Origin of the sequence: Flavobacterium sp. UBA5153, assembly GCA_002413745.1 — a bacterium.
In the GTDB taxonomy this organism is placed as follows: domain Bacteria; phylum Bacteroidota; class Bacteroidia; order Flavobacteriales; family Flavobacteriaceae; genus Flavobacterium.
The window spans coordinates 316,698-339,322 of sequence record DHXP01000073.1; the positions used below are offsets into that span (position 1 = coordinate 316,698).

The window sequence follows — 22,625 nt, forward strand, 5'->3', positions numbered from 1 at the left end:
GAACACTGAACACTTAAATTATGGAAATCACTTTTTCATTAGACGAAATTAATGAAGTTGCCAAGCAAATTCTGGAGCAAAATCCGAACAAAGTCATCCTTTTTCACGGAGAGATGGGAGTTGGAAAAACCACTTTAATCAAAGCCTTGGCAAAACAGCTCGGCGTTAATGAAGCCACAAGCAGTCCAACTTTTTCTTTAGTTAACGAATACCAAACAACTGACAACCAAACTGTTTATCATTTTGATTTTTACAGACTCAATAATGAAATCGAAGCCTTGGATATGGGAGCCGATGAATATTTATATTCTGGTAATTGGTGTTTTATCGAATGGGCCGAAAAAATTCCAAACCTTATTCCTGATACGCATTCCGTAATTTCCATCACCTTGCTTTCCGATAATAAACGCTCTTTAAAACTAAGTTAATCATAACAATATGGATTTAGACAACGCAGTAATAATCATCCCATTTTCACCCGCTTTAAAGGAAGAAATAAAAATATTGAATCTAGAATGGCTGAAAAAATATTTCAGAGTGGAACCCAAAGACGAACTTGTACTTTCTGATCCTCAAGGCGAAATTATTGACAAAGGCGGAATGATATTTTATGCCAAATACAATGAGAAAATTGTAGGCACAGTTTCCTTATTAAAAATAGACGATACCACTTTCGAACTGAGTAAAATGGCCGTAACCGATGACGTTCAAGGACTGGGAATCGGGCAAAAACTTATGGAACATTGCTTAAAAATAGTCAAACAAAAAGGCATCAAAAAACTTGTCTTATATTCAAACAGAAAATTATTACCCGCTATTTATCTGTATAAGAAATTTGGCTTTATAGAAGTGCCTTTGGAGGAAGGTGTCTATGAAAGAGCCAATATTAAAATGGAAAAAATTATTTAGTCCCGTTTTCATCTGCAGTTTTCAGTTTTTGGATACGAGTAAAAACCATGACCAAAAACTGAATTTATCTCATATAATGAACAGATTCTAATCTTTTTCCGTAAATTGTACCACTAATTTAACAAAACCAATGTCGATAACTCCATTTACAAAACAACAGTTATTACCTCAAGAAGAAAAACTTGAAATAGCTAGATATAAAAGTGAACTTTTCATTGGTATTCCAAAAGAAAACAGTCATCAAGAACGTCGTATTTGCCTTACTCCTGATGCAGTAAACTCATTAACTTATCAAGGACATCGAGTTATGGTAGAGGCCGGTGCTGGAGAAAGTTCCAGTTATTCAGATAAAGAATATTCTGATGCTGGTGCCGAAGTCACAAAAGATACTAAAAAAGTTTTTAGTTGTCCAATGATCCTAAAAGTGGAACCTCCCACTCTGGCAGAAATAGTCATGATTAGCCCACAAACAATCATCATATCGTCTATTCAATTAAAAACCAGAAAGAAAGCTTATTTTGAAGCCCTGGCCAAAAAAAAAATTACGGCTCTCGCATTTGAATATATAAAAGATGAAGACGGTTCCTATCCTGCCGTGAAATCTTTGAGTGAAATAGCAGGAACAGCATCAATTCTTATTGCAGCCGAATTAATGATTAGTAATAAATTTGGCAAAGGATTATTATTCGGGAACATTACCGGAGTTCCCCCAACCGATGTAGTTATTTTGGGAGCTGGAACAGTAGGCGAATTTGCAGCAAAAACGGCCATTGGTTTGGGTGCCAACGTGAAAGTTTTCGACAATTCAATAACAAAACTAAGACGCTTACAAAACAATTTAAACCAGCGCATTTTCACGTCAACTATTCAACCCAAATCTTTGTTGAAAGCCCTAAGAAGATGTGATGTGGCTATTGGCGCCATGCGTGGTAAAGAACGTTGTCCAGTAATAGTTACAGAAACCATGGTTGAGAGCATGAAAAAAGGAGCAGTAATTGTTGACGTAAGCATTGATACAGGTGGTTGTTTTGAAACTTCGGAAGTTACCACACACGAAAAACCAACCTTTATAAAATATAACGTATTACATTATTGTGTGCCAAATATTCCTTCGAGATATTCAAAAACAGCATCCCTTTCAATAAGCAATATCATTACGCCTTATCTTTTGCAAATTGCTGAAGATGGAGGGATAGAAAGTGCCCTTCGAAGGAACACAGGCTTAAAAAACGGAGTATATTTATACCACGGAATCCTTACCAATAAAGCCATTGGAGATTGGTTTGACTTACCGGATAACGATATCAATTTAATCGTGTTTTAAATAAACTTTATTTTACCTTTGCCGAAAATTTAATTTATGAAATTAGCACACCGTTTTGCCTATTATTTATTGGGATTAATAATAGGATCTTTTTTTGTGGCTGCTGTATTTGCCGGAAAAGACACCCGTTGTAATTATTTTCCAAATGCCAGAGTTTTGAATGATTTAAGAAATAAACCTTTTCAATATTCAGATAAAGCATCTCAAATATTATCCGAAAAATGGATTGATACCATCGATATAAAAAACACTTTAAAATTTGGAGACGTAGATTTTGATAAAAGCAATATTAAAGTTGGTTCCGGAAAAATATATGTCATAGAAGGGAAAACTGTAAAAAATCAGGAAATCACACTCAAAGTGATTAATTATCCTGAAAAAGCAGTCTTGGAGGATATTATAAAAAAATAATATTGTGAAATATTGGCATAAAAAAACTCCTCAGACAATTGAGGAGTTTTTTTGTGGGCGATGAGGGGTTCGAACTTTCCTCATAATGCGCTGATATATAACTGCAAATTCCAGTGATATTGACCACCCAATTCCAATTTAAAATGACCACCTCCATCTTTCATTTGAAACTACTTTTTTTCATCTGTTAATTAGTATTCAAATATACTTAAAATATTACCCTTTGTATATACCTCTTTTCTTTCTCATAGATTCTCCATGTAATTCGAGTCGGTAAGATTGATGTATAAGTCTATCCAAATTGCATCAGCTATGGTTTTTTCTTCAATTATATCGTACCATCCTTGTACTGGGATTTGTGAGGTAACGATAATTGAACCATTATTATGTTGGTCTTCAATGATTTATAAAATGGTAATTCTATTATGACTATCCAATGCTTGGAGTCCAAAATCGCCAAGTATAATGACCTCTTGCCTTTCTATTTTGGCAAGTTCTCTCAAGTAAGAACCATCTGATTTGGCCATTTTTAATTTAGCAAACAACTTCGAAGTATTAAAATAACTTACTTTAAAGCCCTGTATACAGGCTTCATAACCCAATGCGGTACCTCAATAGCTTTTACCTACACCGGCATTTCCAGTGATTAAAATGTTTTCATTTTTTTCTACAAATTCACATTCTGCTAGACGTAGTACCATGTTTCGGTCAAGATTACGCTATACATCAAAATTGATATTTTCAATATTTGATTTGTAATGGAATCAGGCATTCTTTATAGAAGCAAATATTTTTACGTTTGCGTTTTCCTAAATGCGAAATCTGAATTACTAAAGGAAATCCTTCAGGTATTTCAGTTTATTTTTTGAATAATTTTATTTCGATTTTTATATGCAAAAAGGTGGAGAAATGTTGTAAAATGTGAAAAAAATATACAAATAAATCACATATAAAAACCAATAAACCCACTGAAATCAGTGGGTTTCTCTGTGAAGGCAGAAGGATTCGAACCTTCGACCGCCTGCTTAGAAGGCAGGTGCTCTATCCAGCTGAGCTATGCCTCCATTAATTATTTTAAGACCGCCTGCTTAGAAGCAGGTTTTCAAAAAATTAGTCGGGGTGGCAGGATTCGAACCTGCGGCCTCCTGCTCCCAAAGCAGGCGCGATAACCGAGCTACGCTACACCCCGAAGTGCAAAAAAAGCGGAGAGTAAGGGATTCGAACCCTTGGTACAGTTACCCATACGCATGTTTAGCAAACATGTCCTTTCGGCCACTCAGGCAACTCTCCAATTAAGAACGTATATTCCTTTTAAGCGGTTGCAAATGTAACTTTCTATTCTATATTTTACAACTAATTAGTACCTTTTTTTAAATGTTTTTTTATTATTAAACCAAAATCATTAAAAATCAAATGTATAGCTATTCTATAAATACACTTTAAATTTTTCTTTTAATAAACAATATTTAAAAAGTAGACTGAAAAATTTCGAAATTAAAAATTTACTACCATTAATGGTATAATATTATCAAAATTGTAATTTAGTATTTACACAAAATGATTAAATTCGCAACATAAACTAACAGTCTATATATCATGAACAAAAAAGTTGTTATCGTTTCTGCCGTTAGAACACCTATCGGAAGTTTTATGGGGGGATTATCTACAGTTGCTGCTCCAAGATTAGGCGCAGTTGCCATAAAAGGCGCTTTAGATAAAATACAATTAGATCCAAAATTAGTTGATGAGGTTTTTATGGGCAATGTAGTTCAGGCTGGTGTGGGCCAAGCCCCTGCCCGACAAGCTGCTATATATGCCGGTTTACCTAACACTGTGGCTTGTACAACAGTCAATAAAGTTTGTGCTTCCGGTATGAAAGCAGTAATGTTTGGAGCACAAGCAATTCTTTGTGGCGATGCAGAAATTGTCGTTGCCGGAGGAATGGAGAACATGAGTTTGATTCCGCATTATATGAATCTGAGAAATGGTTATAAATTTGGCCCTGCCACAATGATTGACGGAATACAAAAGGATGGTCTTGTAGACGCCTACGATAATAATGCCATGGGCGTGTGTGCTGACTTATGCGCAGCGGAATATAATTTCACCAGAGAAGATCAAGATAACTTCGCTATTCAATCGTATGAGCGTTCCGCAAAAGCATGGGATGCTGGTAAATTTGACAACGAAATAGTTCCTGTTTCAGTTCCACAAAGAAAAGGAGACCCCATAATAGTGTCCAAAGATGAAGAATTCACGAATGTAAAATTAGATAAAATCCCATCGCTAAGTCCTGTTTTTACAAAAGACGGAACTGTGACTCCAGCTAATTCTTCAACTATAAATGATGGTGCCGCTGCTGTAGTTTTAATGAGTGAAGAAAAAGCATTATCCATGGGATTAAAACCTTTGGCATATATTAGAAGTTATGCCGACGCAGCCCAAGAGCCAAAATGGTTCACAACCAGCCCTTCAAAGGCAATTCCCAAAGCGTTAGAAAAAGCAGGATTGACGATAAATGATGTTGATTATTTCGAATTTAACGAGGCCTTTGCTGTTGTAGGGTTGGCCAATGCAAAAATTCTGGGATTAAATGATAAAAAAATAAATGTAAATGGCGGAGCAGTTTCTTTAGGTCATCCGTTAGGGTGTTCCGGAGTGAGAATTATAGTTACATTACTGAACGTTTTAGAACAAAATAATGGCAAGATCGGTGCTGCCGCAATTTGCAATGGTGGCGGTGGCGCTTCGGCAATTGTTATTGAAAGAGCCTAAATAATTATAAGTTGTGAGTTATGGGTTTTGAAACTTATAACTCATAATTCTTAACTCATAAATCAACTTAAATGTTCGGAATTTGTAATCTTGCCATAATCCCGCTTCGGTTTGAACCCAGTGATAAAAGCGAAATCGTTTCCCAAGTTTTGTTTGGCGAGCATTTTGAAATCTTGGAACAATTAAAACAGTGGTCCAGAATCAGGATGCAATATGATGACTATGAGGGTTGGATAGATTCTAAACAACTTCAGGTAATTTCCGAATCAAATTTTGATCAATTGTCCAAGGATGCAATTATTCTAAACGGGGATTTGGTTGAATATATTACTGCACCCAATAATTTATTAATGCCCATTCCTCTTGGAGCCTCGCTTTCTTTTTTAAATAATAGCGAGATAAATACTTCGAACTATAATTTTGAAGGAACAAAAAATAGTGGTACAAAGCCTAAAGGATTCTTAATAAATACCGCATTTATGTATTTAAATGCACCTTATCTTTGGGGAGGAAAAAACCCATTTGGGATTGATTGTTCGGGTTTCACACAAATGGTTTACAAGCTCAATGGATATAAACTGCTGCGAGATGCCTCCCAACAGGCGACACAAGGAGAAGCTTTGAGTTTTATTGAAGAAAGTGAACCTGGCGATTTGGCTTTTTTTGATAATGAAGAAGGCAATATCATTCATGTGGGTATTATTATGGAGGATAATTATATCATCCACGCCAGCGGAAAAGTCAGAATCGATAGACTGGATCATTTGGGAATTTATAATGCGGAAGCCAATAAACACACGCATAAACTTCGAGTCATCAAAAAAATTATATAAAAAAATCCCGATTGTTAAAATCGGGATTTTTTGCTAAAAGTGAAATTGTTGTTATTCTTTAATTTTTCCTTTCAGGGCTTTATACTCTGCAGTCATCTCCAATGCACTGTAAACATTTAAAAGTGTTTTGGCTACATCAATATTTGTTGGATTGAGTTCAACCGCCTTTACAAGATAAGGAATAGTACTTCTGAACAAATCAAATCTTTTATTTTTCAACTCGTCATAACGCTTCATATCCTTGGCAGAAGTTCCTAATTTATTCATTTCATCAATTATAACCTTCTCGTTTTCAAGCTTTAATGCTGCCAAGTTGATATAGGCATTGATGTAATTTGGATTGATTTCTATAACTCTTTTATAGTATTTCTCCGCTTCTACTGGATTTTTTGCATTGGCGCTAATCACTCCAAGATTAAAAACCAAATCTGCATCATTTGGATTTTTTTCCAATGCTTGTGCAATTAGTTTTTTGTATGTTTCAAAATCTTTTGTTTCTAAATATAAATTGGCTTCAGTCAAAATCAGTGAAGTGTCCTCTGGATTTGCTTTTCTTGCATCGGAAATTGCTTTTTTGGCTTCTTCCGTTTTTCCGTTTTGAACTAAAATCAAGGCTATATTTTTGTAAATTTCGCCTCTTTTTGAAGGAACAATTTCTGTTCTTGGTTTTTCATGAGTGGTTATTTTTACCATTTTATCTCTTTCCTGTGCAGAAGGAAAACTATTTTCTTCACCTGTTAATTTATTGGTTGCAAAATAATTTACTCCTTTGCCTGAATAGTTCAATGTTTTTAAATCTTCATACAATTTAAGTGCTTTATCATATTCTTTGGCATTTACATAAGACGAAGCCGCATAATATAAATTTATGGTGTCTTTTTTATCCAATAAATAAGCATCATATAACTTTTGGGCGCTGTCTAAATGTTTATCTATTTTAGAATCTGCAACGGCAGCATTTATCAATTTATATTTAATATCGATAATTGAAGTAGTGGCTTGAGAAGAATACTTATTCTTTCCTGAAGTTTTCTCAACCGCCAATAAATCTTGGTATGCTTTGGCAGCCAGAGAAAGATTTTTGCCTGTTTCTACGTTTTTATTTGCCAAATCCAGCAAAGCATTTCCTTTTACAAAGAAAAATTGGGCTTTTTCAGCATCAGTTGCATTCGGAATTAGAGATTCAGCCCCTTGTAAAAGGGTTACTGCTTCCGCTGAATTTCCACCTTTCAACGCTTTTTCGGCAGCTTTAATTTGATCTTTTTGAGCAAAAGTAGCTACTGATATCAATAATGCTGACGCTAGTATTACATATTTACTTTTCATAACATTCTAGTTTTTAATTTAATTATTATTCTTGATTTTCTATTTTAATATTGTTTATGCTTCATCATCTGAGTCCTCTTCATCATTTTCTTCCTCAGACTCATCGTCTTCGTCTTCCTCTTCAGAATCATCCTCTTCGTCGGCACCCTCGTCTTCAAGCGCTTCCAAGACTGGTTTTACTCTTTCGATTGCTTCGGTTTCTATGACATTTCCATCCTCATCAACAACAACTTCGGCCACATCATCTTTCATTACCTTAGTAACTGCCGCGATAGAATCATTTCCTTTGATGTTGATTAATTTAACGCCTTGGGTGGCACGTCCCATAACTCTTAAATCTTCGACAGCCATTCTAATCGTCAATCCAGATTTGTTGATAATCATCAAATCATCCGCATCAGTTACCGCGTTTATCGAAATCAATTTACCTGTTTTTTCAGTGATGTTCAATGTTTTAACTCCCTTTCCACCACGATTCGTGATTCTGTATTCGTCAAGGCTGGAACGTTTTCCATAACCATTTTCGGCAACGACTAGAATTTCACTGTTCATGTCATTGACAGTAACCATGCCAATAACTTCATCGGTATCATCTTTTAATGTAATTCCGCGAACTCCCGAAGCGGTTCTTCCCATTGGACGCGTTTTGGTTTCTTCAAAACGAACTAATTTTCCTGATTTCACGGCCAAAATAATTTGACTTTTACCGTCGGTCAATTTTGCTTCCAATAATTCATCGCCTTCCTTGATAGTAATTGCAGCAACACCATTAACTCTAGGTTTAGAATATTTCTCCAAAGAAGTTTTCTTAACTTGACCTTTTTTGGTCACCATAATAAGGTTATGGCTTTTAATATAGTCTTGGTCTTTTAAATCTTGTGTGCAAATAAATGCTTTTACCTTGTCGTCGCTTTCTATGTTGACCAAGTTTTGAATAGCCCTGCCTTTTGCAGTTTTGCTTCCTTCAGGAATTTCATAAACACGCATCCAGAAACATTTTCCTTTTTGGGTAAAGAACATCATGTATTGGTGATTGGTAGCCACAAACATATTTTCAAGGAAATCTTGATCTCTTGTTCCTGCACTTTTTTGTCCAACTCCTCCTCTATTTTGTGTTTTGTATTCCGATAAATTAGTACGTTTGATGTAACCTGCGTGCGAAATGGTAATTACCACATTTTCATCGGCAATTAAATCTTCGATGCTAACATCCCCACCAGAATATTCGATTAGCGAACGACGAGCATCTCCATATTTTTCACGGATTTCGATAAGTTCTTCCTTAATTAAAGCTATTCTCAAATTAATATCATCCAATAAAGCTTGTAAATGCTCTATTGTCTTCATAATTTCGTCATATTCTGCTCTTAATTTATCTTGCTCCAAACCTGTCAATTGACGCAAACGCATTTCGACAATCGCACGAGACTGAATATCCGATAATTTGAATCTTTCGATTAATTTTTCTCTGGCTTCTTCGGTATTTTTTGAGGCTTTGATTAATGCGATTACTTCATCAATATTATCCGAAGCAATAATTAAACCTTCCAAGATGTGCGCTCTTTCTCGTGCTTTTCGCAAATCAAACTGTGTTCTACGAACTACGACATCGTGACGGTGTTCAACAAAATAGTGAATCATATCTTTTAGATTCAACATTTGTGGACGCCCTTTTACCAATGCAATGTTGTTGACGCTGAATGAGGATTGTAATTGCGTAAACTTGTACAGCGTGTTCAAAACCACGTTTGGCGTGGCATCACGTTTCAAGATATAAACGATACGCATACCATTTCTATCCGATTCGTCACGAATATTGGCAATTCCTTCGATTTTTTTATCATTAACCAAATCAGCAGTACGCTTGATCATGTCTGCTTTGTTGACTTGGTATGGAATTTCGGTAACGATGATACATTCTCTGCCGTCAACTTCTTCAAAACCAACTTTGGCGCGCATAACAATACGCCCTCTACCCGTTTTAAATGCTTCGCGAACTCCCTCATAACCATATATGGTACCTCCAGTTGGAAAATCCGGGGCTTTAATATAAGTCATTAATTCGTCAATTTCAATTTCGTTGTTATCAATGTAGGCTAATGTCCCGTTGATAACTTCGGTAAGATTATGAGGAGGCATATTGGTAGCCATACCTACGGCAATTCCCGTTGCCCCATTTATTAATAAAGTTGGAACACGAGTTGGCATTACTTTTGGCTCATACAAAGTATCGTCAAAATTCAGCTGAAAGTCAACCGTTTCCTTTTCGATATCCGCCATAATTTCTTCCGAAATTTTGCGCATTCTTGCTTCGGTGTAACGCATTGCAGCTGGACTGTCACCATCAACAGAACCAAAGTTACCTTGGCCGTCGACCAATAAATAGCGTAAACTCCATTCCTGGGCCATACGAACCATCGCGTCATAAACCGAGGTGTCACCATGAGGGTGATACTTTCCTAAAACTTCTCCGACGATTCTCGCAGATTTTTTATGGGCAGATTTTGAAGTTACTCCTAGATCATACATTCCGTAAAGTACTCTTCGATGTACTGGTTTCAAGCCATCTCTAACATCAGGAAGTGCTCTTGATACAATTACCGACATCGAATAATCGATGTAAGCTGATTTCATTTCATCTTCAATGTTAATAGGAATTAACTTTTCTCCTTCAGACATAAGTTGTAATATTTAAAAAATTATTTTAGTTTCAAAACGTGCTAATATACACCTTTTTGATTTTTTTTAACACGTTTTTCATTTCTAATTTCAATGATTTATTAACAAATTCCACTTCTTTTTTCGTTAATAAATTAAGTGAAATTTAACATTTTTTTCATTGCTTTTTTGTCAAATAGCTGACATTCGTTTATAAAAGGAATGATTATTGTTTTTCAAACACTAATTCACTAAATTTACATTACAAATACAATATATTATGGATGATAATTTTTCGCCAAGAGTAAAAGATGTTATTACTTATAGCAAAGAGGAGGCCTTGCGATTAGGACATGACTTTATAGGTACCGAACACTTGATGTTAGGTATTTTAAGGGATGGCAACGGAAAAGCAATTGATATATTGAATAATTTGTCTGTAGATTTAGACCATTTACGTAGAAAAGTAGAGATTCTAAGCCCTGCCAGTCCTAATGTAGAAACCAACATTGAAAAGAAAAATCTACACCTTACCCGACAAGCAGAGCGTGCATTGAAAACCACTTTTCTTGAAGCAAAAGTGTTTCATAGCACTTCTATCAGCACAGCACATTTATTACTGTGTATTTTAAGAAATGAAAACGATCCAACAACCAAGCTATTGAATAAAATGAATATTGATTATGATGTAGCCAAAGAACAATATCTAAATATGACACCAACTGAAGAAGATTTTATAGAAAACTTGCCAAGAAACGACTCATACAACGAGGATTCAGGACAAGATGACAGTCTAAAAGAAGGAACTTTTAACAATCCAGCCAATAAATCAAATAAAAAATCCAAAACACCGGTGCTGGATAATTTTGGTAGAGATTTAACAGAAATGGCCGAAGAAGGGAAATTAGACCCTGTCGTGGGACGCGAAAAAGAAATTGAGCGTGTTTCCCAGATTTTGAGCCGACGCAAAAAGAACAATCCGCTTCTTATAGGAGAACCAGGAGTAGGAAAATCGGCTATTGCCGAAGGTCTTGCCTTGCGTATTATTCAAAAGAAAGTATCCCGAATATTATTCAATAAACGCGTGGTAACCCTTGATTTAGCTAGTCTTGTTGCGGGAACAAAATACCGTGGACAGTTTGAAGAGCGAATGAAGGCTGTGATGAATGAATTGGAAAAAAACAATGATATCATTCTTTTCATTGATGAAATTCACACCATTGTAGGTGCTGGCGGAGCCGCCGGTTCACTTGATGCTTCAAATATGTTTAAACCCGCCTTATCAAGAGGTGAAATTCAATGTATTGGAGCGACAACCCTTGATGAATACCGTCAATATATTGAAAAAGACGGAGCACTCGAAAGACGTTTTCAAAAAGTAATCATAGAACCAACTTCGGTTGAAGAAACCATTACAATCTTGAATAACATAAAAGACAAATATGAAGACCATCATAATGTAACCTATACTCCAGAGGCTATTGAAGCCTGTGTTAAGTTGACAAACAGATATATGTCAGAGCGTTTCTTGCCGGACAAAGCCATCGATGCTTTAGATGAAGCGGGTTCTAGAGTTCATATAATAAATATTGATGTTCCTAAACAAATTTTGGATTTGGAGCGAGAGCTGGAAGAAGTGCGTGAATTAAAAAATTCAGTCGTAAAAAAACAAAAATATGAAGAAGCGGCCAAACTTCGCGATGACGAAAAACGTATCGAAAAAGATTTAGCCATAGCCCAAGAACAATGGGAAGAAGATGCGAAAAATAATCGAATTGAAGTTACGGAAGACAATGTTGCCGACGTAGTTTCAATGATGACTGGAATTCCCGTAAATCGTATTGCCCAGACTGAAAGCAATAAACTAGCTAAATTACCTGAACTTATTGAAAACAAGGTTATTGGACAGCACGAAGCTGTAATGAAAATTTCTCGTGCCATTCAAAGAAATCGTGCTGGATTAAAAGATCCAAATCGACCAATTGGTTCCTTTATTTTCTTAGGACAAACCGGCGTTGGAAAAACCCAATTGGCAAAAGTTCTGGCAAAAGAATTATTCGATTCAGAAGATGCCTTGATTAGAATTGATATGAGCGAATATATGGAAAAATTTTCCATTTCACGATTAGTTGGAGCACCTCCAGGTTATGTGGGTTATGAAGAAGGCGGACAATTAACCGAAAAAGTGCGCCGTAAGCCCTATTGCGTGGTGCTTTTGGATGAAATTGAAAAAGCACATCCGGATGTTTTCAACATGCTCCTTCAAGTGTTGGACGATGGTTTCTTGACTGACAGTTTAGGAAGAAAAATTGATTTCAAGAACACCATCATTATTATGACATCGAATGTTGGCGCACGCCAATTGAAAGATTTTGGACAAGGCGTTGGTTTTGGCACTGCTGCCAAAGTAGCACAAGCCGACGAAAATTCGAAAAGTATTATAGAAAACGCCTTGAAGAAAACTTTCGCACCGGAATTCTTGAATAGAATTGATGATGTAATCGTGTTTAACACATTGGAAAAACACGATATTGATTTAATTATCGAAATAGAATTAAAAAAATTATATGATCGCGTAAAAGAATTGGGCTACCAATTAGTTCTTTCCGATAAAGCAAAAGCATTCATTGCAGAGAAGGGTTTTGACAGACAATTTGGCGCAAGACCACTAAAAAGAGCCATTCAAAAATATGTTGAAGATGCGCTTGCCGAAGAAATTATTACTTCTAAAATTGCTTCGGGTGACGAAATATTTATGGATTTGGACGATACTTCGCAAGAACTTGTCGTGAATGTGCACAAAGCTGAAAAACCTACTAATTAGTAGGTTTTTTTTGTTTCACTTTAACCGAATATTTAACCGTAATTTAATATCCATAATTCTTTATTTCAATATATATTTACACCCTATTTAATACTTTATAAATTCATTTATGCCACTTAACAAAATCATATTGGGTAGCGAGGAATGGTGTTCTTTCCCAGAATTAGGAATTCCTACCATCAAAGCGCGTGTCGATTCTGGTGCAAAAACATCAGCTTTACATGCCATTAACATTGCTCCATTTATTAAGGATGGCCAAAATTGGGTTAAATTTGACATCAATCCCATCCAAAACAATGTCAAAACAATAATCCATTGTGAAACTCCTTTAGTAGATAAAAGAGTAGTGAAAAGCTCCAGCGGTTTTAGAGAACAGCGCTACGTAATACAAACTTCATTGGATATTGGAAATTCAAAATGGCTCATTGAAATGACTTTGACCAATCGAGATTCAATGGGTTTTCGAATGTTATTGGGTCGTGAAGCCATGAGCGGAAGAGTTCTGGTCGACCCTGAGCAAAAATATCTTTTGGGACAACCCTCAACAGATAATTTAAAAGAACTTTATAAAAATTCCGAAAAGGCAAGTTCTGGTTTACGCATTGGACTCTTGGCAAGTAACCCGGAATTGTACAGCAACAAGCGAATTATGGAAGCTGGCGAAATGCGTGGTCATGAAATGCATTTTTTGAACATCAAGGAATGTTATATGAAACTGGATGCCAAAACCCCCGAAATTCATTATCGTGGCGGTATAATATTGAACCAATTTGATGCCATCATTCCGAGAATTCGGCCTAGTATTACTTTTTATGGTTGTGCCTTGACCCGACAATTCGAAGCTTTGAATGTGTATTGTTTAAATTCTTCAACAGCAATTACGCAATCGCGTGATAAATTATTCTCCTTACAATTGCTTTTGCAAAGCGGAATTGATATTCCAACAACCGGTTTTGCCAATTCGCCTTTGGATACCAATGATTTAATAAAAATGGTTGGCGGTTCTCCGTTAATCGTAAAATTACTCGAAGGAACCCAAGGAAAAGGAGTCGTTTTGGCAGAAACTAAAAAAGCTGCCGAGAGTGTTATCAATGCTTTCAAAAGTTTGAATGCCAATATTTTGGTACAAGAATTTATAAAAGAAGCCAACGGAAAAGATTTGCGTTTGTTTGTGGTCGATGGGAAAGTAGTTGCTGCCATCCAGCGTGAAGCAATGCCGGGTGAATTCCGAGCCAATATTCATCTTGGCGGAACGGCTTCGATTATAAAACCAACCTCCGAAGAGAAAAAAATTGCTATTCGTGCCGCCAAAGCAATGGATTTAAAAGTGGCTGGCGTCGATATTATCCGTTCTTCAAAAGGTCCATTATTGCTTGAAGTGAACTCATCGCCAGGGCTTGAAGGCATTGAGGGCGCCACAAACAAAGACATTGCCGGTGAAATGATTATCGCTATCGAAAAGAATTTTAAATTAAAATAATAATCTTATTTGGTATTTCTGGCAACTAGAAACTTTAAACAATAAAGTATGAATCCTTATTTTGATATTATTATTCGAAGCGCATCAGTATATCTTTTTATGCTTATTGCTTTGCGAATTTTTGGTAAGAAAGAATTATCCCAACTCAATACTTCCGACGTAATTTTAATATTATTGATAAGCAATTCGGTTCAAAATGCAATGGTGGGAAACAACACAAGTCTTTTAGGAGGTTTGGCAGCTGCTGTTGTACTTTTTATCATCAATTTTGCCTTAAAAAAATTGATGTTTAAGTCCAAAAGATTCAATGATTTTATGCAAGAAAAGCCAGAAATTTTAATTTACGACGGGAATTTGGATTTTAAAAAATTAAGTGAATTAAACATCACTTCCGATGAATTAAAAGAAGCGATGCGGGAACATGGTATTGAACATTTTACAAGTGTAAAACTTGCAATATTAGAGATTGATGGCAATATCAGCATTATTTCTGGTGAAAACAATCTTCGTCAAACCCATTATAAAAGAATAAAAAGAACAAAGAAATTGATAAGTTGAAATGGCTGATACTTTTTTTTTGTGATAAATTCTATAAAAATATAGTAAGAATATAGTAAACCGATGCTGCTAAAATAGCAGTAATTGGAATGGTCAAAACCCAAGCCCAAATCAGACTCACAGTCACACCCCAACGAACCGCCGAAACCCGTTTAGTTAATCCAACTCCAATGATGGAACCTGTAATGGTATGGGTCGTACTTACCGGTATTTTTAAATGTTCAGTAAAATATAAGGTCAAGGCTCCGGCAGTTTCGGCAGCAACACCTTCAAAAGGCGTCACTTTCGTGATTTTAGTTCCCATTGTTTTTACAATTTTCCAACCACCACTCAAAGTTCCGGCCGCAATTACAGTGTAACAGGCCAATGGTATCCATTGTGGTATTTGACCTGCGATTTCATCACCATTTACCCCTTTTGAAGGCAAGACAACATGTAGCCATGACGGTAAACTTTCCATGGCAACACCACTGGTATGAATATAAACAACAACCGCTGCGGCAATAATTCCCATTACTTTTTGAGAATCATTTCCACCATGTCCCAAGCTAAATGAAGCAGAAGAAATTAATTGCATTTTTCTAAGCCAAGCACTAGATTGAACTTGGTTTAAACTACTGAAAATCAAACAGAAAAAACTTATTGATAAAAGAATAAATGCCACTAAAAACCATTTAATATTATGTGGGTCACAAATAACACTCCAAAAAACAGAGTCAAAACGAGGTTCTTTAACATCATAAATTAGCTTACTTGAAACAAACCATATCGTCATTGCCATTATGGCAATTGTAAACAATTTTGGAACAATTCCTTTTTTGGAAGAGTGCAAAAGCCAAATGGATATAAGATAGGATACCACTAATCCTATCAATGGCGCCAAAACAATAAATGAAATAATTATTAAAACACCAGAGGGCATTCCGCCATCTTTTCCTGCTGTGTACCAGTTTACAATATCGAAGCCCATGTGATTTAAGCTGGCATGAGCAATTGCTGCTCCCGCAAAACCACCAATTAATGCGTGAGACGAACTTGAAGGAATTCCTTGCCACCAAGTAATTAAATTCCACATAATGGAGGCAATAACGCCTGCAAGAATTACAACCAAATTAATATGACTGGAATCAGCCGTTTTTGCAACACTATCAGCTACTCCAAAACCAAAAACCCAATAGGCCAAGAAATTGAAAAAAGCAGCCCAAAGTACCGCTTGAAAAGGAGAAAGCACCTTTGTGGCAACAACGGTAGCGATGGCATTCGCAGCATCATGAAACCCATTGATGTAATCAAAAATCAAAGACAAAACTATAATAACTATAAGTAGGGTAAATTCCATAAAAATAATTTCAGAGGAAACAGATTGATTTAAGAATGTTTTACAGAAATAGATTCTAAAACACTGGCAACGCTTTTGCATTTATCCGTCGCTGTTTCTAAAACTGATAATACTTCTTTGTATTTGATAATATTTTTTGCATCTGTTTCGTTTTCAAAAAGATCTGAAACCGCCTTATCATAAACACTATCTGATTTGCTTTCCAACTTATTTATTCTTAAACAAGCATCAGTAATATTTTTCATCTTTTTGAAATTTTTCAATTCTTTCACGGCAAAATCAATATTCTGACAAGCTTCAAGATTAATCTCGGTCAATTTTCTAATCGATTTGGTGATCTTGTCTACTTGATATAACCTCATTCTACTGGATGCGCCATGAAGATTATCGGCCACATTATCTATTGAAGTAATCAATGAATGAATATCTTCCCTGTCGAATGGAGTAATAAAATTTCTGCTCAATTCAAGATTAGTTTGACGTGTTATGTCTTCCCCTTTTTGCTCCAATTCATCTATTTTAGTAAAAAGGTCGTCTCTAACTTTCAAAGGAAGATTTACTGCTTCATGCAAAATTGAAGCTAATTGAACTAAATTAGCTGATGCTTCCTCAAAAAGAGGAAAGAATTTTTTGTCCTTTGGGACCAAAAATTGAAAGATACTGTTTATAGACATTTTGTTAATTTTAGAAAACAAATTTACTTTATTATTTTATGCAAATGTTAATTTATTCCCAACAAATCTTCTTCGATTTCAAAACTATTTAAAAAAGATACGGTTTTCTCAATATCATAATGCAAAATTCGATCTTCTTTTACCAACGGAACTTCCTCTCGGTACGCTTTTAAAAACATTTCGATAAAATCACTCGATTCCAATGGTCTTCTGTATTCAATTGCCTGCGAAGCATTCATTAATTCTATGGCCAAAATTCGTTCCAAATTATCCATGACCCGTAAGGCTTTCGTGGCCGCATTGGCTCCCATACTCACGTGGTCTTCTTGTCCATTGCTCGATATAATACTGTCCACACTCGCTGGCGTTGCCAATTGTTTGTTTTGACTGGCAATACTTGCCGCTGTGTATTGCGGAATCATCAGACCTGAATTCAATCCAGGATTATCGACCAAAAATGCAGGAAGATTTCGCAAACCCGAAATCAATTGAAAAGTTCTTCGTTCAGAAATACTTCCCAATTCAGCCAATGCAATTGCCATAAAATCCAATGCCAAAGCTAATGGTTGTCCGTGAAAATTGCCTCCGGAAATGATTTGGTCACTTTCGGTAAATATATTTGGATTGTCCGTCACCGAATTGATTTCGGTCTTGAAAACTTTTCGTACATAATCAATCGCATCTTTCGAAGCACCGTGAACCTGAGGAATACATCGAAAAGAATACGGATCCTGAACGTGAGTTTTTTCTTGACTGATAATTTCGCTTCCTTCGAGAAAACCTTTTACGCGATTTGCAGTTACAATTTGACCTTTATGCGGACGGATAAAATGAATCAACTCGTGAAAAGGTTCTATTCTTCCGTCGAATGCTTCCAAGGAAATTGTTCCAATTAAATCAGCCAAATAGGAAAACTTATTGGCTTTCATCAAAATATGCGTTCCATAAGCACTCATAAATTGTGTTCCGTTCAACAAAGCCAAGCCTTCCTTGGATTTTAATACAATGGGTTCCCAATTAAAATGTTTTAAAACTTCGCTGGAATGCACTTTTTTGCCTTCAAAATAGACTTCGCCTTCACCCAACAATGGCAATGATAAATGGGCTAATGGAGCCAAATCGCCAGAAGCGCCAAGCGAACCTTGGGTATAAACTATTGGAAGTACATCATTGTTGTAAAATTCAACCAATCGTTCCACCGTTTGCAGTTGAATTCCTGAATGTCCATAACTCAAGGATTGTATTTTGAGCAACAACATCAATTTGACAATCACTTTGGGCACTTCTTCACCCGTTCCGCAGGAATGCGATTTTACCAGATTTTCCTGAAGTTTCGATAAGTTTTCGTTAGAGATTTTAACGTTGCAAAGGGATCCAAAACCTGTATTGATGCCATAAATGGGTTTCGAATGTGAAGCCATTTTTTTGTCGAGATAATCCCTGCATTTTTGGATATTTACCTTGGCTTCATCGGATAATGCCAATGATTTATGATGCGAAATAATTTCTTGCAATGCTTCTAAAGAAAGTACTTCGGTACTTACATAATGTGTATTATCCATTTAGTGTTGGCTTTTGAGAGGTCAAAATTCAATAAATCAATATTAAAAAGCAACATTTTGACAGTAAAATATTTATATTCTTTTTTTTGTCTCCTATTTTTTAAAATATTCGTAAAAGCAAGACGGAAAATTTAGGTTTGTCCATAAAAACTATGATTTAGCAATTGATAGGTTTCAAGAAATGCAGATTCATTAATCTTTTGATAAAGCTAAATTATTTAAAATAGTACTCGATATTTTAAATATTAAAATTCTAAATTTACAACATAATTTTAATCAACTTTCATTAACAAGTAGGTAAAACTTGATAATAAAAGAGGATGAAGGTTTTTTAAAATTTGTTTGCTTAACACTGTCAAAATTAAATTTACAATATGGAGTTTTTTAAAATTATTAACGTACAAACTACAGAAAATCAATTACACGAATTACTCTCATTTGAAAATTTTAATTCATTAAATGAAAGTTTATTTATTCTTGATTATGACAATAATTCCGTTAATATCGGGGGTGTTTGGGGAGAATTCACCTTAAGTCGCGATCAAATAAGAGGAGGTGTTCGATTTGCTTTAGTAGAATGTCCCAATGCATTAACTTGGACTATAACAACTGGCTATCTTCCTGCCAAAGAGCAAATCGTATTGCATTTAACCATCAACCGAATGGAAATCGATCAAAATTTTATCGATGAATTAAATGAGTTTATAGACGATTGGGAACAGGGTCTCCTTCAATTTTTTAAAAATAAACCTGTTGAATTACTTAAAACAAATTCATAAGTTTTTTTTAGGAAAACCTTTGTTTTTTAGTCCAATTTGATTGTGACGTTGCAGTTTTACAACCACAATAAATCACTGCCATAAGAATTCATTCCCTACTGCAAAAAACTGGTTTTTGTGTCTTTTACTTTTTATTGGATTTCTTTATTAAAATGGATTTGAAAGTTTTTATTCCTTTAAAAATTGATAAACCCCTTGCCCATTAAAGTCGAAAGCAATAAATTTAGAATACAAATTTGGAATAACTGCACAAAAAAGGCTCCCCCGCAGTATTATTGTCTAACCCTATTTTCACAATAGTTACAATAAATTGCCTGTTTATTGGAATATAATAATATTTCATCTAATTGAGTAGCTATTTTTAAAATATTCGCAAAAACAGAATATAGGGTTTTGATTTTTTATAAAAAGCTGTACTTTTGAAAAATCAAAATGGTAAACAACAGCAAAACATATCAATCTTCGATAACAGCCCAAACTCGGGTTGCTTTTTCTGTTACATTTACCGCTACTACAACGACTACAACTACCCTTTAGGGGTATACATTTTACATATAATCCAGTTTTTGTACTTCTTTTCTAAATGAAGAGAGTTCATAGGTGTATAAAAAACATTCGCATTTTTAAAATAAAACAGACAAAATGAAAGTATTAAAATTTGGCGGAACTTCAGTAGCCAATGCGCAAAATATAAAACTCGTATTAGATATAGTTCTCAATAAAGCAAAACAGGAAAAATTGGTTGTTGTCGTTTCGGCTTTTACCAAAGTAACTGATTTGTTGGTTCTCGCTTCCCAAAAAGCAGCTTCAAATGACGAAAGTTTCAAAGAAGTTGTTGCTGAAATCGAGAAAAAACATTTGGATGCCATAAAGGAACTGATTCCCGTTAGCGAACAAAGCGGCTTGTTGAGTCACATCAAAAGAATCATCAATCACCTCGAAACGTTGTTGGACGGTTGTTTCCTTTTGGGCGAATTATCTCCAAGAACATCGGATACTATATTAAGTTTTGGAGAATTATTGTCTTCTTATATTATTGCCGAAGCATTAAAACAAAACCTGAAAAATAGCGGTTATAAAGACAGCCGAGAGTTAATCAAAACCAATAATCAATTCGGAAAAGCTGCGGTAAACTTTGAAATTACGAATCAATTGATTGCTGATTATTTCGCTTCGAATGATTCTCAGGTAGTGATTATGCCCGGTTTTATTGCCACTTCCCTCGATGGAATAAATACTACTTTAGGCCGTGGTGGTTCCGATTATTCAGCTGCAATTTTGGCTGGAGCCTTGGATGCGTCCGAATTGGAAATTTGGACCGATGTCAACGGAATGTTTACCGCCAATCCGAAAATTGTAAAACAAGCACAACCTATTGCTACAATTTCTTATCAAGAAGCAATGGAGTTGTCGCATTTTGGCGCCAAAGTTTTGTATCCGCCAACGATACAACCCGTTTTGAGAAAGAATATCCCCATTCTTATCAAAAACACTTTCGAGCCGGAAGCCGAAGGAACTCTTATTTCGAATAAAATTAATTCACAAACAAATCCGGTAAAAGGAATTAGCCATATTGACAACATTACATTAATTACCCTTGAAGGTTCGGGTATGATAGGCGTTGCCGGTTCTTCAAAAAGACTTTTTGAAGTATTGTCACACGAAAACATCAATGTAATTTTCATAACTCAGGCTTCATCCGAACATTCCATTTGTATTGGAATTCTAAATGCCGATGCAGAAAATGCAGAAAATGCCATCAATAAAGCCTTTGCCATAGAAATATCGCAAAACAAAATTGAGCATTGTATTGTCGAAAAAAATCTATGCATCATTGCATTGGTGGGCGAAAACATGAAAAACCACCAAGGATTAAGCGGCAGAATGTTTAGCACTTTAGGGAAAAATAATGTCAATATCAGGGCGATTGCACAAGGCGCCTCCGAAAGAAATATTTCGGCAGTGATTAATGAAAGAGACGTGAAAAAAGCACTGAATACGCTTCACGAAAACTTTTTTGAGGAAAACACAAAACAGTTGAATTTATTTGTAATGGGGGTTGGAAACGTAGGTGAAAAATTCATCGAACAAATCAATCAACAAAAGAAATTCCTGAAAGAAAATCTAAAAATAAACTTGAGGGTTGTGGCTGTGTCCAATTCCAGAAAAATGTATTTTGACGAAGACGGAATTCCTTTGAAAGAGTGGCAATCCTTATTGGAAAACGGAGAAACTGCCGACAAAGAAGCTTTTATTGCAAAAGTAAAATCACTCAATTTACGCAACAGTATTTTTGTGGATATCACCGCAAATCAAGGCGTTTCCGAAACCTACGAACAATATCTAAAACAGAATATTGCCGTGGTTACCTGTAATAAAATTGCCTGCTCATCGGCGTATGACAACTACAAAAAACTAAAAAATCTTTCCCGAAAATACAATGCCCCTTTCTTGTTCGAAACCAATGTTGGTGCTGGATTGCCCATCATTGATACTTTAAAACATTTGATAGCTTCAGGCGATAAAGTCAACAAAATTCAAGCTGTTTTATCAGGTAGTCTGAACTTTATTTTTAATAATTTTGACGAAAATAATTCTTTTCACGATGTGGTAAAAGAAGCTGGAGTCCAAGGATTTACAGAACCTGACCCGAAAATTGATTTAAGTGGAGTTGACGTTGCCAGAAAGATATTAATCCTGATACGAGAAAGCGGTTACAAAATGGAAATCGAAGATATTGCCAATAGATCTTTTATGCCGGCAGAATGTTTGGCAACAACAAATAACAAGGATTTTTTCAAATCATTGGCATCGAATGCAAGCCATTTTGAGAATTTATTAAAGGAGGCAAAAACAAAAGATTGTCGTTTGAAATATGTTGCCACTTTCGAAAACGGAAAAGCAAGCGTTGGACTGGAATTTATTCCAAGAGAAAGTCCTTTCTATAATTTGGAAGGAAAAGACAATATTGTCCAATTTTACACGGATCGTTATATCGACCAACCTTTATTGATAAAGGGTGCCGGTGCTGGTGCTGCGGTAACAGCATCCGGAATTTTTGCCGATGTGATTCGAATTGGAAACATTTAAAAAAGTATTCAGTGTTCAGTCGCAGTGTTCAGTTTAGAAACCGATAAAAACTTTGTGTCTTTGTGCCTTCGTGGCGAAAAACA

The 22,625-nt window shown here is 35.5% G+C and carries 16 protein-coding genes, 3 tRNA genes and 1 pseudogene; 11 read left to right on the top strand and 9 right to left on the bottom strand.

The window, feature by feature from the left end; translation table 11 throughout:
- Window positions 1-20 precede the first annotated feature (20 nt).
- The 4 genes from tsaE to B2145_RS15825 all read left to right on the top strand — a co-directional run bounded on the left by tsaE (window position 21) and on the right by B2145_RS15825 (window position 2,644).
- Entirely contained in the window at window positions 21-428 is a 408-nt protein-coding gene (gene tsaE / locus B2145_RS15810) for a tRNA (adenosine(37)-N6)-threonylcarbamoyltransferase complex ATPase subunit type 1 TsaE (protein ID WP_291104412.1), read from the top strand.
- A gap of 10 nt (window positions 429-438) precedes the next feature.
- Window positions 439-909: a GNAT family N-acetyltransferase gene (locus B2145_RS15815; RefSeq protein ID WP_291104415.1), complete on the top strand. Its 471-nt coding sequence runs from the start codon at window positions 439-441 to the stop codon at window positions 907-909.
- A 130-nt stretch (window positions 910-1,039) separates the two neighbouring features.
- Window positions 1,040-2,233: an alanine dehydrogenase gene (locus B2145_RS15820; protein WP_291104418.1), complete on the top strand. Its 1,194-nt coding sequence runs from the start codon at window positions 1,040-1,042 to the stop codon at window positions 2,231-2,233.
- A gap of 36 nt (window positions 2,234-2,269) precedes the next feature.
- A complete protein-coding gene (locus B2145_RS15825) occupies window positions 2,270-2,644 on the top strand; it encodes a DUF4258 domain-containing protein (RefSeq protein WP_291104420.1) in 375 nt (124 codons plus the stop codon).
- A gap of 404 nt (window positions 2,645-3,048) precedes the next feature.
- Here B2145_RS15825 and B2145_RS15830 read toward each other — a convergent pair.
- From B2145_RS15830 to B2145_RS15845, 4 genes and pseudogenes are all read right to left on the bottom strand, one after another.
- Window positions 3,049-3,348, bottom strand: a pseudogene (locus B2145_RS15830) (ATP-binding protein); the annotation flags it as partial.
- A gap of 286 nt (window positions 3,349-3,634) precedes the next feature.
- Window positions 3,635-3,708, bottom strand: a tRNA-Arg gene (locus B2145_RS15835).
- Window positions 3,709-3,758: 50 nt separating this feature from the next.
- A tRNA-Pro gene (locus B2145_RS15840) sits at window positions 3,759-3,833 on the bottom strand.
- 14 nt (window positions 3,834-3,847) lie between these two features.
- Window positions 3,848-3,934, bottom strand: a tRNA-Ser gene (locus B2145_RS15845).
- A 306-nt stretch (window positions 3,935-4,240) separates the two neighbouring features.
- Here B2145_RS15845 and B2145_RS15850 point away from each other — a divergent pair.
- Complete coding sequence (locus B2145_RS15850; RefSeq protein WP_291104423.1) at window positions 4,241-5,419, top strand: acetyl-CoA C-acyltransferase; 1,179 nt, start codon at window positions 4,241-4,243, stop codon at window positions 5,417-5,419.
- A 71-nt stretch (window positions 5,420-5,490) separates the two neighbouring features.
- Window positions 5,491-6,252, top strand: a complete 762-nt coding sequence (locus tag B2145_RS15855; RefSeq protein ID WP_291104426.1) for a C40 family peptidase — start codon at window positions 5,491-5,493, stop codon at window positions 6,250-6,252.
- A 51-nt stretch (window positions 6,253-6,303) separates the two neighbouring features.
- Here the strand turns inward: B2145_RS15855 and B2145_RS15860 are convergent, their stop codons facing one another.
- Window positions 6,304-7,578 carry a tetratricopeptide repeat protein gene (locus B2145_RS15860; RefSeq protein ID WP_291104430.1) on the bottom strand — a complete coding sequence of 425 codons (1,275 nt, stop codon included), beginning with the start codon at window positions 7,576-7,578 and terminating at the stop codon, window positions 6,304-6,306.
- Window positions 7,579-7,632: 54 nt separating this feature from the next.
- Window positions 7,633-10,257, bottom strand: coding sequence for a DNA gyrase subunit A (gyrA, locus tag B2145_RS15865; RefSeq protein WP_291104433.1), 2,625 nt, complete (start codon window positions 10,255-10,257; stop codon window positions 7,633-7,635).
- Window positions 10,258-10,516: 259 nt separating this feature from the next.
- Here gyrA and B2145_RS15870 point away from each other — a divergent pair, with 259 nt between their 5' ends.
- The 3 genes from B2145_RS15870 (at window position 10,517) to B2145_RS15880 (ending at window position 15,098) form a co-directional block, all read left to right on the top strand.
- Complete coding sequence (locus tag B2145_RS15870; RefSeq protein WP_291104435.1) at window positions 10,517-13,060, top strand: ATP-dependent Clp protease ATP-binding subunit; 2,544 nt, start codon at window positions 10,517-10,519, stop codon at window positions 13,058-13,060.
- 109 nt (window positions 13,061-13,169) lie between these two features.
- Window positions 13,170-14,540 carry a 30S ribosomal protein S6--L-glutamate ligase gene (gene rimK, locus B2145_RS15875; protein WP_291104437.1) on the top strand — a complete coding sequence of 457 codons (1,371 nt, stop codon included), beginning with the start codon at window positions 13,170-13,172 and terminating at the stop codon, window positions 14,538-14,540.
- Between the two features lie 48 nt (window positions 14,541-14,588).
- Window positions 14,589-15,098, top strand: coding sequence for a DUF421 domain-containing protein (locus tag B2145_RS15880; RefSeq protein WP_291104440.1), 510 nt, complete (start codon window positions 14,589-14,591; stop codon window positions 15,096-15,098).
- A 31-nt stretch (window positions 15,099-15,129) separates the two neighbouring features.
- On the opposite strand, the gene B2145_RS15885 is transcribed toward B2145_RS15880, so the two are convergent.
- Genes B2145_RS15885 through hutH form a run of 3 tightly spaced genes read right to left on the bottom strand, consistent with a single transcriptional unit; the run spans window position 15,130 to window position 18,673 of the window.
- Window positions 15,130-16,437, bottom strand: a complete 1,308-nt coding sequence (locus B2145_RS15885) for an inorganic phosphate transporter (RefSeq protein ID WP_291104443.1) — start codon at window positions 16,435-16,437, stop codon at window positions 15,130-15,132.
- 29 nt (window positions 16,438-16,466) lie between these two features.
- A complete protein-coding gene (locus B2145_RS15890; RefSeq protein ID WP_291104446.1) occupies window positions 16,467-17,111 on the bottom strand; it encodes a DUF47 domain-containing protein in 645 nt (214 codons plus the stop codon).
- Window positions 17,112-17,158: 47 nt separating this feature from the next.
- A complete protein-coding gene (gene hutH, locus B2145_RS15895) occupies window positions 17,159-18,673 on the bottom strand; it encodes a histidine ammonia-lyase (protein WP_291104449.1) in 1,515 nt (504 codons plus the stop codon).
- Window positions 18,674-19,047: 374 nt separating this feature from the next.
- Here hutH and B2145_RS15900 point away from each other — a divergent pair, with 374 nt between their 5' ends.
- Both B2145_RS15900 and thrA read left to right on the top strand, forming a co-directional pair.
- Complete coding sequence (locus tag B2145_RS15900; RefSeq protein WP_291104452.1) at window positions 19,048-19,452, top strand: hypothetical protein; 405 nt, start codon at window positions 19,048-19,050, stop codon at window positions 19,450-19,452.
- 642 nt (window positions 19,453-20,094) lie between these two features.
- Window positions 20,095-22,542, top strand: coding sequence for a bifunctional aspartate kinase/homoserine dehydrogenase I (gene thrA, locus B2145_RS15905; RefSeq protein WP_291104455.1), 2,448 nt, complete (start codon window positions 20,095-20,097; stop codon window positions 22,540-22,542).
- The last annotated feature ends 83 nt before the right edge of the window (window positions 22,543-22,625 follow it).